This is a genomic window from Roseovarius sp. CH_XMU1461 (genome assembly GCF_037027165.1).
Taxonomy (GTDB): Bacteria; Pseudomonadota; Alphaproteobacteria; order Rhodobacterales; family Rhodobacteraceae; genus Roseovarius; species Roseovarius nubinhibens.
The window spans coordinates 193,073-207,405 of the sequence record NZ_JAYMDV010000004.1; the positions used below are offsets into that span (position 1 = coordinate 193,073).

General features: G+C 62.6%; 20 protein-coding genes. All 20 read left to right on the forward strand.

All coding sequences use genetic code 11. The features are described from left to right. The first annotated feature begins 32 nt into the window (after positions 1-32). On the forward strand, positions 33-398 hold the full coding sequence (locus WA237_RS13900) for an NADH-quinone oxidoreductase subunit A (RefSeq protein ID WP_009814866.1): 366 nt from the start codon (positions 33-35) through the stop codon (positions 396-398). Further along, the gene (locus WA237_RS13905) at positions 389-922 is read left to right on the forward strand and encodes a NuoB/complex I 20 kDa subunit family protein (RefSeq protein ID WP_286906710.1); all 534 of its coding nucleotides are present in this window, start codon (positions 389-391) and stop codon (positions 920-922) included. Before WA237_RS13900 ends, WA237_RS13905 begins: the two co-directional genes overlap by 10 nt. Before the next feature lie 60 nt (positions 923-982). Further along, the gene (locus tag WA237_RS13910; RefSeq protein WP_336098368.1) at positions 983-1,591 is read left to right on the forward strand and encodes an NADH-quinone oxidoreductase subunit C; all 609 of its coding nucleotides are present in this window, start codon (positions 983-985) and stop codon (positions 1,589-1,591) included. Continuing rightward, positions 1,591-2,811, forward strand: coding sequence for an NADH-quinone oxidoreductase subunit D (locus tag WA237_RS13915; protein WP_198011691.1), 1,221 nt, complete (start codon positions 1,591-1,593; stop codon positions 2,809-2,811). Before WA237_RS13910 ends, WA237_RS13915 begins: the two co-directional genes overlap by 1 nt. Further along, positions 2,811-3,095, forward strand: a complete 285-nt coding sequence (locus WA237_RS13920; protein WP_009814870.1) for a hypothetical protein — start codon at positions 2,811-2,813, stop codon at positions 3,093-3,095. The genes WA237_RS13915 and WA237_RS13920 overlap by 1 nt, the downstream gene beginning before the upstream one ends. A 61-nt stretch (positions 3,096-3,156) precedes the next feature. Then, on the forward strand, positions 3,157-4,470 hold the full coding sequence (locus WA237_RS13925; RefSeq protein ID WP_336098371.1) for an NADH-quinone oxidoreductase subunit E: 1,314 nt from the start codon (positions 3,157-3,159) through the stop codon (positions 4,468-4,470). 26 nt (positions 4,471-4,496) lie between these two features. After that, positions 4,497-5,204, forward strand: a complete 708-nt coding sequence (locus WA237_RS13930; protein WP_336098372.1) for a hypothetical protein — start codon at positions 4,497-4,499, stop codon at positions 5,202-5,204. Positions 5,205-5,222: 18 nt separating this feature from the next. Next, positions 5,223-5,441, forward strand: coding sequence for a DUF5337 domain-containing protein (locus tag WA237_RS13935; protein ID WP_040618104.1), 219 nt, complete (start codon positions 5,223-5,225; stop codon positions 5,439-5,441). 7 nt (positions 5,442-5,448) lie between these two features. Next, entirely contained in the window at positions 5,449-6,744 is a 1,296-nt protein-coding gene (nuoF, locus tag WA237_RS13940) for an NADH-quinone oxidoreductase subunit NuoF (protein WP_336098373.1), read from the forward strand. Between the two features lie 49 nt (positions 6,745-6,793). Continuing rightward, positions 6,794-7,213 (forward strand): MAPEG family protein, encoded by a 420-nt coding sequence (locus WA237_RS13945; protein ID WP_336098374.1) that lies wholly within the window; start codon positions 6,794-6,796, stop codon positions 7,211-7,213. Positions 7,214-7,342: 129 nt separating this feature from the next. Next, positions 7,343-7,600 (forward strand): hypothetical protein, encoded by a 258-nt coding sequence (locus tag WA237_RS13950; RefSeq protein WP_336098442.1) that lies wholly within the window; start codon positions 7,343-7,345, stop codon positions 7,598-7,600. Between the two features lie 140 nt (positions 7,601-7,740). Beyond that, positions 7,741-8,151, forward strand: coding sequence for a DUF5333 domain-containing protein (locus tag WA237_RS13955; protein ID WP_040618574.1), 411 nt, complete (start codon positions 7,741-7,743; stop codon positions 8,149-8,151). Between the two features lie 6 nt (positions 8,152-8,157). Beyond that, on the forward strand, positions 8,158-10,185 hold the full coding sequence (gene nuoG, locus WA237_RS13960) for an NADH-quinone oxidoreductase subunit NuoG (protein ID WP_336098375.1): 2,028 nt from the start codon (positions 8,158-8,160) through the stop codon (positions 10,183-10,185). Then, the gene (locus tag WA237_RS13965; protein ID WP_009814879.1) at positions 10,185-10,592 is read left to right on the forward strand and encodes a hypothetical protein; all 408 of its coding nucleotides are present in this window, start codon (positions 10,185-10,187) and stop codon (positions 10,590-10,592) included. Before nuoG ends, WA237_RS13965 begins: the two co-directional genes overlap by 1 nt. A 7-nt stretch (positions 10,593-10,599) precedes the next feature. After that, positions 10,600-11,637, forward strand: coding sequence for an NADH-quinone oxidoreductase subunit NuoH (gene nuoH / locus WA237_RS13970; RefSeq protein WP_009814880.1), 1,038 nt, complete (start codon positions 10,600-10,602; stop codon positions 11,635-11,637). Between the two features lie 12 nt (positions 11,638-11,649). Continuing rightward, positions 11,650-12,414, forward strand: coding sequence for a methyltransferase domain-containing protein (locus WA237_RS13975; RefSeq protein ID WP_336098377.1), 765 nt, complete (start codon positions 11,650-11,652; stop codon positions 12,412-12,414). 4 nt (positions 12,415-12,418) lie between these two features. Beyond that, complete coding sequence (nuoI, locus tag WA237_RS13980; protein WP_009814882.1) at positions 12,419-12,913, forward strand: NADH-quinone oxidoreductase subunit NuoI; 495 nt, start codon at positions 12,419-12,421, stop codon at positions 12,911-12,913. Next, positions 12,910-13,326 carry a carboxymuconolactone decarboxylase family protein gene (locus WA237_RS13985; RefSeq protein WP_009814883.1) on the forward strand — a complete coding sequence of 139 codons (417 nt, stop codon included), beginning with the start codon at positions 12,910-12,912 and terminating at the stop codon, positions 13,324-13,326. The genes nuoI and WA237_RS13985 overlap by 4 nt, the downstream gene beginning before the upstream one ends. Continuing rightward, positions 13,323-13,931: an NADH-quinone oxidoreductase subunit J gene (locus tag WA237_RS13990; RefSeq protein ID WP_009814884.1), complete on the forward strand. Its 609-nt coding sequence runs from the start codon at positions 13,323-13,325 to the stop codon at positions 13,929-13,931. Before WA237_RS13985 ends, WA237_RS13990 begins: the two co-directional genes overlap by 4 nt. A 96-nt stretch (positions 13,932-14,027) precedes the next feature. Beyond that, the gene (gene nuoK, locus WA237_RS13995; protein ID WP_009814885.1) at positions 14,028-14,333 is read left to right on the forward strand and encodes an NADH-quinone oxidoreductase subunit NuoK; all 306 of its coding nucleotides are present in this window, start codon (positions 14,028-14,030) and stop codon (positions 14,331-14,333) included.

Sequence of the window (14,333 nt, forward strand, 5' to 3'; positions counted from 1 at the left end):
CCCATGCGGGGCCGCATGAAAGGAGCCACACCTTGGAAGAGATGCTGAGAGAATACCTTCCCATTCTCGTTTTCCTGGCCGTTGCCATTGGCCTTGGCCTTGTTCTGATCTTTGCTGCCATCATCGTTGCCGTCCGCAATCCCGACCCGGAGAAGGTCAGCGCCTATGAATGCGGGTTCAACGCCTTTGACGATGCGCGGATGAAATTCGACGTGCGCTTCTATCTCGTGTCGATCCTGTTCATCATTTTCGACCTTGAGATCGCCATGCTTTTCCCTTGGGCCGTGGCCTTTAAGGATGTGTCGATGGTGGGCTTCTGGTCGATGATGGTGTTCCTGGCCGTGCTGACCGCCGGCTTTGCCTATGAGTGGAAGAAGGGGGCGATGGAATGGGAGTGAGCACGGGAGCCAACAGCGCCGGGGCCGACCGCGAGGTCGCCACGCAGGCGCTCAATGCCGAGCTGCAGGACAAGGGGTTTCTGCTGACCTCGACCGATGATCTCATCAACTGGGCCCGGACCGGTTCGCTGCACTGGATGACCTTTGGTCTGGCCTGCTGCGCGGTGGAGATGATGCATGTGGCGATGCCGCGCTATGACGCCGAGCGGTTCGGGTTTGCGCCGCGTGCCAGCCCGCGCCAGTCGGATGTGATGATCGTGGCCGGGACGCTGACCAACAAGATGGCCCCGGCGCTGCGCAAGGTCTATGACCAGATGCCCGAGCCGCGTTACGTGATCTCGATGGGCAGCTGTGCCAATGGCGGCGGCTATTACCATTACAGCTATTCGGTGGTGCGCGGCTGTGACCGGATCGTGCCGGTCGACATCTATGTGCCGGGCTGCCCGCCGACCGCGGAGGCGCTGCTCTATGGCATTTTGCAATTGCAGCGCAAGATCCGCCGCACCGGGACGATCGTGCGCTAAGGCGCGCAGCAAGGACGACAGCGCGGCCTTGGGTGGCTGTGCGGGAAGAGGACTGAGACTATGAGCGAAGCCCTGAAGGAACTGGGCGCCTATATCGAGGCCAAACGCAGCGATTGCGTGCTGTCCTGGGAGGTGGTGCATGGTGAGCTGACCGTTGATGTGGCCCTGGCCAATATCACCGGGCTGGTGGAATTCCTGCGCAACGATCAGACCTGCCGGTTCTCGACCCTGGTCGATATCACGGCGGTGGATTACCCGGCGCGGCCCAAGCGGTTCGACGTGGTCTATCACTTCCTGAGCATGTACCAGAACCACCGCATCCGTCTGCGCGCCGCCGTGCGCGAAGAGGATATGGTGCCCTCGATCACCGATGTGCACCCCTCGGCCAACTGGTTCGAGCGCGAAGTTTTCGACATGTTCGGCATCCTGTTCTCGGGCCATCCCGATCTGCGCCGCATCCTGACCGACTATGGGTTCCGGGGCTATCCGCTGCGCAAGGATTTCCCGACCACGGGCTATACCGAAGTGCGCTATGACGAGGCGCTCAAGCGCGTGGTCTATGAGCCGGTGAGCCTTGTGCAGGAATATCGGCAGTTCGATTTCATGTCGCCCTGGGAGGGTGCGGAATACATCCTGCCCGGCGATGAAAAGCAGGAGGAACCGAAATGATGGACGGCTCCAAAGGATTTCAGGACGCGCTGACCGGCGAGCAGAAAATCCGCAATTTCAACATCAACTTCGGCCCGCAACACCCTGCGGCGCACGGGGTTCTGCGTCTGGTGCTCGAGCTGGACGGCGAGATTGTCGAACGCTGCGACCCGCATATCGGCCTGCTGCATCGTGGCACCGAGAAGCTGATGGAGAGCCGCACCTATCTCCAGAACCTGCCGTATTTCGACCGCCTCGACTATGTGGCGCCGATGAACCAGGAACATGCCTGGTGTCTCGCCATCGAAAAGCTCACCGGGGTGGAAGTGCCGCGCCGGGCGAGCCTGATCCGGGTGCTCTATTCCGAGATTGGCCGTATCCTCAACCATCTGCTCAACGTCACGACGCAGGCGATGGATGTGGGCGCACTCACCCCGCCGCTCTGGGGCTTTGAAGAGCGTGAAAAGCTCATGGTGTTCTACGAGCGGGCCTGTGGCGCGCGGCTGCACGCGGCCTATTTCCGGCCCGGCGGTGTGCATCAGGATCTGCCCGAGGATCTGATCGACGATATCGAGACCTGGGCCAAGGCGTTTCCCAATGTGCTCGCCGATATTGACGGTCTGCTGACGGAAAACCGGATCTTCAAGCAGCGCAACGCCGATATTGGCGTGGTGACCGAGAAGGATATTCTCGACTGGGGCTTCTCGGGCGTGATGGTGCGTGGCTCGGGTCTGGCATGGGATTTGCGCCGTGCGCAGCCCTATGAATGCTATGACGAGTTCGAATTCCAGGTGCCGGTGGGCAAAAACGGCGATTGCTATGACCGCTACCTGTGCCGGATGGAAGAGATGCGCCAATCGCTGCATATCATCCATCAAGCCATCGAGAAGCTGCGCGCGCCGGACGGCAAGGGCGACATTCTGGCCCGGGGCAAGATCACCCCGCCGAAGCGTGGCGAGATGAAGACCTCGATGGAGGCGCTCATCCATCACTTCAAACTCTATACCGAAGGGTTCCACGTGCCCGAGGGCGAGGTCTATGCCGCCGTCGAGGCCCCCAAGGGCGAATTTGGCGTCTATCTCGTGTCGGACGGGTCCAACAAACCCTATCGCTCGAAAATCCGCGCGCCGGGCTTCCTGCATCTGCAGGCGATGGATCACGTCGCGGGCGGGCATCAGCTCGCCGATGTGGCGGCGATCATCGGTACGATGGACGTGGTGTTCGGGGAGATCGACCGGTGATGCGGATTGTGTCGAGCGTGGCGCTGGCCCTGTGCGGCACGGCGGCCTTGGCGCAGGCTGCGCCGGAGGCGGCGCGGGTCGCGCTCTTTGCCGAGGTCGTGGCCAAGGAGCCCGCCTGCAAGGTCGACAACCGCAACCCGAGCGAAAGCTTTCTCGCGGCGATGGAACAACATGGGTTCGACAAGACCGAGACCAAGGCCATCGCGCAGGTTCTGATCGAGGCGGGCGACGCCACCTATGCCGACCCGACTTTTACACTGACAACAGGGGAGTGCGCATCGTGATCGATCACCTGATGCAAGATGCCGCCACGCCCATGACTACGATGCACGGAAAGGCTGTCTGATGCTGCGCCGTCTGTACAAAGACCAACCCGAAAGTTTCGCCTTCAGCGCGGCCAACCAGGCCTGGGCCGAGGGGCAGATTGCCAAATATCCCGAAGGCCGTCAGGCCAGCGCCATCATCCCGCTGCTGTGGCGGGCGCAGGAGCAGGAAGGCTGGCTCACCCGGCCCGCGATCGAGCATGTGGCCGATATGCTTGGCATGGCCTATATCCGGGCGCTCGAGGTTGCGTCCTTCTATTTCATGTTCCAGATGCAGCCGGTGGGCAGCGTCGCGCATTTCCAGATCTGCGGCACCACGTCCTGCATGATCTGTGGCGCCGAAGACCTCGTGGCCGTGTGCCGCGAAAAGGTCGCGCCGAACCCGCATGAGCTCTCGCCTGATGGCAAGTTCTCGTGGGAAGAGGTCGAATGTCTGGGCGCCTGCACCAATGCGCCGATGGCGCAGATCGGCAAGGATTACTACGAGGATCTCACCGCCGAGCGGTTCGCCGAGATCATCGACGAGATGGCAGCCGGCAAGACGCCGCTGCCGGGGCCGCAGAATGGCCGCTATGCCGCCGAGCCGAAATCGGGGCTGACCAGCCTGACCGAGTTCGACAGCGGCCGCACCAAATACAATGGCTCGGTCCAGCGCGCCGCCGATATTGGCGACACGATCAAGCGGATCGACGGCACCGAAGTGCCGCTGCTGACGCCTTGGGTGACCAAGGGCGCGATGCACAAACCGGCGAAACCCGGCAAGAACATCGCGGCAGAAGAGGGCGACACGCCCGCCAAGACCGCCAAGAAGACCGAGGCCAAGGTGACCAAGGCACCCGCCGCCAAGGAAGCGCCGAAGGATGAGGTGTCGGACAAGGCCGCCGAGGCGCTCAGCAAAAAGTCCAAGGGCCGCCCGGCGTCAAAACCTGAGACCGCAGGCGAGGCCGCGCGCGCCGATGCGCCCGCCAAGGCCCCCAAGGCCAAAAGCGCCAAGGGCGATGTGCCGATGGCCGGGACCAAGGATGGCACGGCAGAGGGCCCCGCACAGGGCAAGAAGCCGCGCACGATGAAAGCACCGCGCAAGGCCGGGGCCGATGATCTCAAGATGATCAAGGGCGTTGGTCCGAAGCTCGAACAGATGCTGCATGGCATGGGGTTCTATCATTTCGACCAGGTGGCGAAATGGAGCGCGGATGAGGTGTCTTGGGTCGACCAGAACCTCGAAGGATTCAAGGGCCGGGTGAGCCGCGACAATTGGGTCGAGCAAGCCAAGCTCTTGTCGGAAGGCAAGGAGACCGAGTTCTCCAAACGCGCCAAGAAGGGGGGCGTTTACTAGGGTAGTTTGAGTAAAGGGGAAGAGCGATGACCAATGGACCGGATACGAGCAATTGCACGTTTATGTGCTGGCTGGGCGCGGGGCTTTTCGGCCTTGTGGTGAGCTATTTTGCGTGGCCGGGGGTCGGGCTGTTCCTCATGCTGCTGATCGCCTTGGGGATCGCGGTGCTGACCGGTTTTGTGCTGACCCAGCTGTTTTGCCGGGCGGCGCCGGAGGCCCCGAGGGCGGCAAGCGCTGAGCCTGCCAAGTCCGAGCCGGTGAGCCGGGCGGCCGAGAGCGAAGCGGCAGCCGGGGCGGCGCTGGCCGCGGCCCCTGCGGCGGCGGCGACGGTGCCTGAGACGGACACGGTGACGGAGACTGTGACCGAAACGGTCACGCCGGAGCCTGCAGCTGCGCCGAAGCCGGAGCCGAAACCGGAGCCGGAGGTGGCGTCCGAGGACGACGTGGTGGTGGTTGAGAAAGTGGCGGCGGGCGATACGGGGCAGAAGCCTGCGACGCTCGAAGCGCCGCGGGCTGGCGGGGCCGATGATCTCAAGCGGATCAAGGGCGTCGGTCCGAAGCTGGAAGATTTGCTGCACGGCATGGGCTATTACCATTTCGACCAGATCGCCCAATGGGGCGCGGCCGAGGTGGCCTGGGTCGATCAGAACCTCAAGGGGTTCAAGGGTCGGGTCAGCCGTGACAACTGGGTGGCGCAGGCGAAAACGCTGGCCGCCGAGACGGGCAATGGGTAACGACGGGCAAGGGTAAGGATGAAGTCGAACAACAGGCAATCCCAGATGGGGCGTCAGGTGGCGCTAATCATCGCCGGTGTGGCGGTGTTCTGGGTTGTTGCGCTGTGGATCGGCGGGCAGATGGGCGTGAGCCAGCGGGTGCTGGCGCTGTTCGATCTGATCGCGCTGGCGGGCTTTGTCTTTGCGTTTTGGAAGATTTATCAAATCTGGCGCATGCGCCGGGACAATGAAGGATAGGGGCGTCATGTTGAAGGACGAGGACCGCATCTTTACCAATCTCTACGGGATGCATGATCGCAGCCTGAAGGGGGCGCTGGCGCGCGGCCATTGGGATGGCACGGCGGGCATCCTGGCGAAGGGGCGCGACTGGATCATCGACAACATGAAGGCCAGCGGGCTGCGCGGTCGGGGTGGGGCGGGCTTTCCCACCGGTCTCAAATGGTCCTTCATGCCGAAGGAAAGCGACGGGCGTCCGGCCTATCTCGTGGTGAATGCCGACGAATCCGAGCCCGGCACCTGCAAGGACCGCGAGATCATGCGCCATGATCCGCACACCCTCATCGAAGGTTGTCTCATCGCCAGTTTCGCGATGAACGCGCATGCCTGCTATATCTACATTCGCGGCGAATATATCCGCGAGCGCGAGGCGCTGCAGGCGGCGATCGACGAGGCCTATGAGGCCGGTCTGGTGGGCAAGAACGCCTGCAAGTCGGGCTGGGATTTCGACATCTATCTGCACCATGGCGCGGGCGCCTATATCTGTGGCGAGGAAACCGCTCTTCTGGAAAGCCTCGAGGGCAAGAAGGGGATGCCGCGGATGAAGCCGCCGTTCCCGGCGGGTGCCGGTCTCTATGGCTGTCCGACCACGGTGAACAACGTCGAATCCATCGCCGTTGTGCCGACCATCCTGCGCCGGGGCGCGGATTGGTTCGCGGGCTTTGGCCGTCCCAACAACGCGGGCACCAAGCTTTTTGCCATTTCGGGCCATGTGAACAACCCCTGCGTCGTCGAAGAAGCGATGTCGATCTCCTTCGAGGAGCTGATCGAGAAACATTGCGGCGGCATTCGTGGCGGCTGGGACAATCTGTTGGCGGTGATCCCCGGTGGCTCGTCCGTGCCTTGTGTGCGCGGCGAGAACATGAAGGACGCGGTCATGGATTTCGACGCGTTGCGCGAGGTCGGATCGAGCCTCGGCACCGCGGCGGTGATCGTCATGGACAAGCAGACCGACATCATCAAGGCGATCTGGCGTCTGTCGAAATTCTACAAGCATGAGAGCTGTGGCCAGTGTACGCCCTGCCGCGAAGGCACCGGCTGGATGATGCGGGTCATGGACCGGCTCGTCAAAGGCGAGGCCGAGGTCGAAGAGATCGATATGCTCTTTGACGTGACCAAGCAGGTCGAGGGCCACACGATCTGTGCGCTTGGCGATGCGGCGGCCTGGCCCATTCAGGGTCTGATCCGCAACTTCCGCGATGTGATCGAGGATCGCATCAAGGCCCAGAAGACGGGCCGGGTGAGCGCGGTGGCCGCGGAATGAACGATCTCCGGACCATAGCAGGCGATGCCGGGCAGGGAGGACGCGCGCGATGAGCGAGCTGTTCGCCCCCTATGCCCATGCGATTGCCGCCATGGCCGGAATGGCCCTCTTGGTGCTTGTCCTGTCGCCGGTGACGGGCTGGATGAAGTCCAAGCTCGGCCTGGCGCCGGGGGCCGCACCTGCGGCGGATTATGGCAATCCCGCCTATCGCTGGCACCGGGCCCATGGCAATGCGGCGGAGAACGCGGCGAGCTTTGCGCTGGTGACGCTGGCGGCGATCCTGGCCGGGGCGAACCCGGTCTGGGTCAATTGGCTGGCGTCGCTCTACCTCTCGTCGCGGCTGGTGCTCTTGGTGGTGCATGTCGGCGGCATCGGCCGGGCCGATATGGGGCCGCGCAGTTTCCTGTATGTCTTCGGTTGGCTGCTTTGCATAATTCTCGGCCTGATGGCCATAATCGCGGTGGTATAGACGATGAAGTTGATGAAGCGTCCAGTTCTGTCCCACGGGGTTCGGGCCCACGGTTTTCGGGCCCACGGTTTTAAGGCCCTCGGTATTCTGGCCCTTGTCGGGCTGGCGGCCTGTGGCGGCGGCGACCGTGTGTTGTTCGACGGCAAATATTACCCGGCCAAGGCCAAGAAGGACGGTGCGCTCGAGCGGTTCGTCGTGACCGTGCGTCGCGCCGATCAGGGGCTTGAGGGCGCGCGCGAGGCGGGGCGCTACGAGGGCACCGATTACTGCATCAAGAAATTCGGCACATCGACCATCGCCTGGGCCCCCGGCCCGGATATGGACCGTGCCGCGATCCTCACCGACGGCGGCAATGTCGTGCTGCGGGGCACCTGCAACAAATGGTAGGTTTTACCCGACATATCAGGGCTTTGACAGGCAAGAACACGCCGGTGTTATTGCATAACAAGGCTGCGGGTCTCCATCTCGGACGCGACCTGCCTTGCATGAAATGCAAGGCCGGCGTGTTTGGATCAAAGGAGACCAATATGCGACTGATCAAGACTGCCCTGCTGGGCCTCACCCTTGCCGGTGCCACCATGGCGAGCGCCTCGGCGCAGCCGGGGCTGGCCAAGGAAAAGGACATCAACGCCGGGCTGCTCGTGGTGGCCGTGGCCGACAAGATCCGCCGCGAGTGCGACAGCATTTCGGCGCGGTTCTTCACCGCCCGGAGCTATGCGCAATCGCTCAAGGATATGGCGTCGGCGCGCGGCTATTCCGAGGCCGAGATCGACAGCTACATCAACAATGACGCCAACCAGGCCGCGATGCGCGAACGTCGCAACGCCTATTTCAAATCGAAAGGCGCGAGCAATCTGGATGCACAGAGCCTCTGTGTGCTGGGCCGCGCCGAAATCTCCAAGAAGAGCCAGATCGGCTCTCTTCTGAAAGCAAAGTGATCGCCAATGTCTGACCTTCGCAAGATCATCATCGACGGGACCGAAATCGAAGTGGATGGGGCGATGACCCTGATCCAGGCCTGTGAACAGGCGGGGATCGAAATCCCCCGTTTCTGCTATCACGAGCGGCTGTCGATTGCCGGGAACTGCCGGATGTGTCTTGTGGAGGTCGTTGGCGGCCCGCCGAAACCGGCGGCTTCCTGCGCGATGCAGGTGCGTGATCTGCGGCCTGGCCCCGAGGGCCAGCCGCCCGTCGTCAAGACCAACAGCCCGATGGTCAAGAAGGCCCGCGAAGGGGTGATGGAGTTCCTGCTCATCAACCACCCGCTCGACTGTCCGATCTGCGATCAGGGTGGCGAATGCGACCTGCAGGATCAGGCGATGGCCTATGGCGTCGATTTCTCGCGCTACCGCGAGCCGAAGCGGGCGGTCGAGGATCTCGATCTGGGGCCGCTGGTCGAGACCCATATGACCCGCTGCATTTCCTGCACCCGCTGCGTGCGTTTCACCACCGAGGTGGCGGGCATTCACCAGATGGGCCAGACCGGCCGCGGTGAGGATGCGGAAATCACCGCCTATCTCGGCGAGACGCTCGACAGCAATCTGCAGGGCAATATCATCGACCTGTGCCCGGTGGGCGCGCTGGTGTCGAAACCCTATGCGTTCACCGCCCGTCCCTGGGAGCTCACCAAGACCGAGACCATCGACGTGATGGACGCGCTCGGCAGCAATATCCGGGTCGACACCAAGGGGCGCGAAGTCATGCGCATCCTGCCGCGCAACCATGATGGCGTGAACGAGGAATGGATTTCCGACAAGACGCGCTTTGTCTGGGACGGTCTGCGCCGTCAGCGGCTCGACAAGCCCTATGTGCGCGACAATGGCAAGCTGCGCCCCGCCAGCTGGGGCGAGGCGCTCGGCCGGGTGGCCGAGGCGATGAAGGGCAAGAAGATTGCCGGTCTCGTGGGCGACCTCGTGCCGGTCGAGGCGGCCTTTGCGCTGCGTCAGCTGATCGAAGGGCAGGGCGGGTCCGTCGAATGCCGGACCGATGGGGCCAAGCTGCCCGCAGGCAACCGGGGCGCCTATGTCGGCAACGCGACGATCGAGGATATCGACGACGCGCGGTTCATTCAGATCATCGGTTCGAACCCGCGCCTGGAAGCGCCGGTGCTCAATGCGCGGATCCGCAAGGCCTGGACCAAGGGCGCGCAGGTCGGGCTCATCGGTGAGGCGGTCGATCTGAGCTATGATTACGCCCATGTGGGCCATGACCGCGCGGCGCTGCAGGGCCTGCTGGATGCCAACCATAAAGACGAGGTTCTCGAGGCGCCGAGCCTGATCATCCTCGGTCAGGGTGCCATTTCGGAAGCCGATGGCGAGGCGGTTCTGGCCGCCGCGCAGACGCTGGCCGAGGCGACCAAGTCGAAGCTCTTGATCCTGCACTCTGCCGCGGCACGGGTCGGCGCGATGGATGCGGGCTGTGTCACCGAGGGCGGGCTGAGCGCGGCGCTCGACGGGGCCGAGGTGGTTTATAACCTTGGCGCGGATGAGGTCGAAATCGCCGCCGGGCCTTTCGTGATCTATCAGGGCAGCCATGGTGACCGGGGCGCGCATCGCGCCGATGTGATCCTGCCGGGCGCGGCCTATACCGAGGAGCAGGGGCTTTTCGTCAACACCGAGGGCCGTCCGCAATTGGCGCTGCGTGCGAGTTTCGCGCCGGGCGAGGCCAAGGAAAACTGGGCGATCCTGCGGGCGCTGTCGGGTGAGATGGGCGCGCAGCTCGGCTATGACAGCCTCGCGCAGCTGCGTCAGGCGCTGGTCGCCGAAGTGCCGCATCTGGCGCAGATCGACGAGGTGCCGGAGAATGAGAGCGTGGCGCTGCCTGCGAAACCGCTCGGGAAATCCGGCGCGGCCTTCCGCAATGCGGTCAAGGATTTCTACCTGACCAACCCGGTGGCCCGGGCCAGCCAGCTCATGGCGGAACTGAGCGCCAATGCGAAAGCCCGTCTCGAGACGCCGGTGGCCGCAGAGTAATGCAGCACGGCGCCATCATATCCCTGATCAGCCTGGCGGCGCTCGCCGGGCTGGCGGGCTGTGACACCTCCGCCTCGGGCGATGAGGTGAGCCGCTTTGCGCCGCAATATGACAGTGTGGAAACCCGTCTTCTCGATGGGGATCTGGTGAATTTCCACGTCACGATGCGCGGCGCACGCGGCATCGAGGATGTGGACCGCTATGCCGCCTGCGCCGCGGCGCAATACACGCTCATCCGGGGCTATGGATTTGCCCGGCATGTGCGCACGAATGTGGCGGAAGAGGGTGGCGTCTGGCGCGGGGATGCGGTTTATACGATCTCGGCTGCGCTGCCCCGCGGCCTCAAGACAATCGACGCAGAAGTCGTCGCCGCAGATTGTGCGGAACAAGGAATACCGATGGTATGAGGGACTGATGGCAGATTTCTTTTCAACCCCGCTGGGCACCCTGGTGATCATTCTCGCGCAATGCCTTGCTGTGCTGGGCTTCGTGATGGTCAGCCTGTTGTTCCTCGTCTATGGCGACCGCAAGATCTGGGCCGCTGTGCAGATGCGGCGCGGCCCGAACGTGGTCGGCGTTTTCGGTCTGCTGCAGTCTGTGGCCGACGCGCTCAAATACGTGGTCAAGGAGGTGGTGATTCCCGCCGGGGCCGACCGCACCGTGTTCATGCTCGCGCCGATGATCAGCTTTGTGCTGGCGGTGATTGCCTGGGCGGTGATCCCGTTCAACGACGGCTGGGTTCTGGCCGATATCAACGTGGCCATCCTCTATGTCTTCGCCATGTCCTCGCTCGAGGTTTATGGCGTGATCATGGGCGGCTGGGCGTCGAACTCGAAATACCCGTTCCTTGGAAGCCTGCGCTCTGCGGCGCAGATGATTTCCTATGAGGTGTCGATCGGCCTGATCATCATCGGGGTGATCATCTCGACCGGCAGCATGAATTTCGGCGATATCGTCCGGGCGCAGGATGGCGACTGGGGCATGTTCAACTGGTACTGGCTGCCGCATTTCCCGATGGTCTTCCTGTTCTTCATCTCCTGTCTGGCCGAGACCAACCGCCCGCCTTTCGACCTTCCGGAAGCGGAATCCGAATTGGTGGCGGGCTATCAGGTGGAATACAGCTCGACCCCGTTCCTGCTGTTCATGGCCGGTGAATATATCGCCATCTTCCTGATGTGCGCGCTGACCTCGCTGCTGTTCTTTGGCGGCTGGCTCTCGCCCATTCCGGGCCTGCCCGATGGGGTGCTCTGGATGGTGGCGAAGATGGCCTTCTTCTTCTTCATCTTCGCGATGGTGAAGGCGATCACGCCGCGCTACCGCTATGATCAGCTCATGCGGATCGGCTGGAAGGTCTTCCTGCCGCTGAGCATCGGCTGGGTTGTGATCGTGGCGTTTCTGGCGAAATTCGAAGTGCTCGGCGGCTTTTGGGCGCGCTGGGCGATGGGGGGCTAAGCGAAAATGGGGGTGGATGTCGCTCTTTTCGACCGGCTTGTTGAGCTCTCCACGCGGTTTCAACCGCGTGGGCGCACGCTCATGCTTGGTCGTCAGAGCTTCACGATCCAGACCCGGCATCGCAATGCCTATGACGAGTCGCTGGCCCGGCATGGCATCGACGCCCGCCGCTTTGATTTCCTGCAAGAGGACGGTTTCGCCGAAACCTTGATGGAAAAGCTCGGGTTCGGGCAGATCGAGACCATGGATTTTTCGGATTATGAAGGCGCCGCGATCCTGCATGATCTCAACAAGAAGCCGGAGCGCAAGCTGTGGAACCAGTTCGACTTTATCTTTGACGGCGGCACGGTCGAGCATGTGTTCAACGTGCCGATGGCGCTCGAAGGGCTGTACCGGATGCTCAAACCCGGTGGCCGGCTGATTTCGGCGAACGGGCTCAATGGCTGGTACGGGCATGGCATGTATCAGTTCAACCCTGAGCTGGTCTGGACCTTCTGGCGTCGTGCCTGCAATTGCAACGTGATCGATTGCCGAGCGGTGCCTGTTGACCCGGACGACGAGTTCGGCCAAGTCGAGTTTCGGGACCCGGCCGAGACGGGGGTTCGGCTCAAGCTCAAGAACCAGATCGGCCCGGGACGCACCTATCTCTATTACGAGGTCGAAAAGACCAAGGAGAGCCACCTGCCGGATTTCGCGCTGCAAAGCGATTATGAGACCCGCTGGAACGGACATGAAAACGCAGGTGCGACGCACCTCGAGACGGAAACGAGGACCTGAGGATATGGCAAATATCGATTATGGGCGCGCGGCGGGCTACTTTCTGCTCAGCGACTTTGTCAAAGGGTTCAAGCTGGGGCTGAAGTATTTCTTCGCGCCGAAGACCACGCTGAACTACCCGCATGAAAAAGGCCCGCTGAGCCCGCGGTTCCGGGGCGAACATGCGCTGCGCCGCTATCCCAATGGCGAAGAGCGTTGCATCGCCTGCAAGCTCTGCGAAGCGATCTGCCCGGCGCAGGCGATCACCATCGACGCCGAGCCGCGCGACGATGGCAGCCGCCGCACCACCCGCTATGACATCGACATGACGAAATGCATCTACTGTGGTTTCTGCCAAGAGGCCTGCCCGGTGGATGCGATCGTCGAGGGGCCGAATTTCGAATTTGCCACCGAGACCCGTGAAGAGCTGTTCTATGACAAGGAACGTCTGCTCGACAATGGCGACCGCTGGGAAGCCGAGATCGCCCGCAACCTCGAAATGGATGCGCCCTACCGATGAGCGACACGCCCAAGAACCCCTTTGCCGAGATGATGGCCCAGGCGCAGGAGATGGCGAAAGCCTTCAATCCGGCGCTTGAATCCTTCTCGCCCAAAGGGTTCGAGGCCCTCTGGCCCACCATGCCCAAGGAACTCATGGAGATGTCCTTTGGCAAGGGGTTGAACGAGAAGGGGCTCGATGCCAAGACGCGGCTTCTGCTGGCGCTGGCCGGGTTCACGATGCTTGGGGCGCAGAACGAGACACAGATCCGCATGACGGTGCGCCACGCGCTGACGGCGGGTGCCACCGAGGATGAAATTGCCGAAACCATCGCCCAGATGACGATGTTTGCCGGTATCCCGTCGATGACCCGCGCCATGGAATTCGCGCGCGAGGTCTTCGCGGAAAACGAGACGAAGGGACAAGACACATGACCGTCTTTGCACTGGCCTTTTACCTGTTTGCGACCTGTGTGATCGTGGGCGGGCTGTTCACCGTGATCAGCCGCAACCCGGTGCATTCGGTCCTGTGGCTGATCCTGAGCTTTCTCAGCGCGGCGGGGCTTTTCGTGCTGCTTGGTGCCGAGTTCGTGGCGATGCTGTTGATCATTGTCTATGTCGGCGCGGTGGCGGTTCTCTTCCTTTTCGTGGTGATGATGCTCGACGTGGATTTCGCCGAGCTCAAGGCCGAGATGGCACGCTACATGCCGCTGGCCCTGCTGATCGGGGTGGTGCTGTTGATGCAATTCGCGCTCGCCTATGGCGCGTGGGATTTTGCCGAAGGCGCCGAAGCGGCGCGCGGCGCGGTCACGCCCGATGGGGTCGAGAACACCGCGGCCCTCGGCCTGCTGATCTATGACAAGTATTTCCTGCTGTTCCAACTGTCCGGTCTCATCCTGCTGGTGGCGATGGTGGGGGCGATTGCGCTGACCTTGCGCCACCGTCAGGACGTCAAGCGCCAGAACGTTCTGGCCCAGATGTACCGCGATCCGGCCAAGGCGATGGAACTGCGCGATGTGAAACCGGGGCAGGGGCTCTGAGCCCCGGACCAACCGGATGACGAAACGAAGCAATCGGTCCGCGCCAGTCGCGGGCCAGCGACGCACAAAGAAACGGGCACGACCCGGAGGGACGACATGATTGGACTGGAACATTACCTGACGGTGGCGGCGGCGCTGTTCGTCATTGGCATTTTCGGGCTCTTTCTGAACCGCAAGAACGTGATCATCCTGCTCATGTCCATCGAGCTGATGCTCTTGTCGGTCAATATCAACCTGGTGGCTTTCTCGAGCTATCTCGGTGATCTGGTGGGCCAGATTTTCACGCTCTTCGTGCTGACCGTGGCGGCCGCCGAAGCGGCCATCGGCCTCGCAATCCTTGTGTGTTTCTTCCGTAACCGCGGCACCATCGCCGTGGAAGACGTGAACGTGATGAAAGGCTGA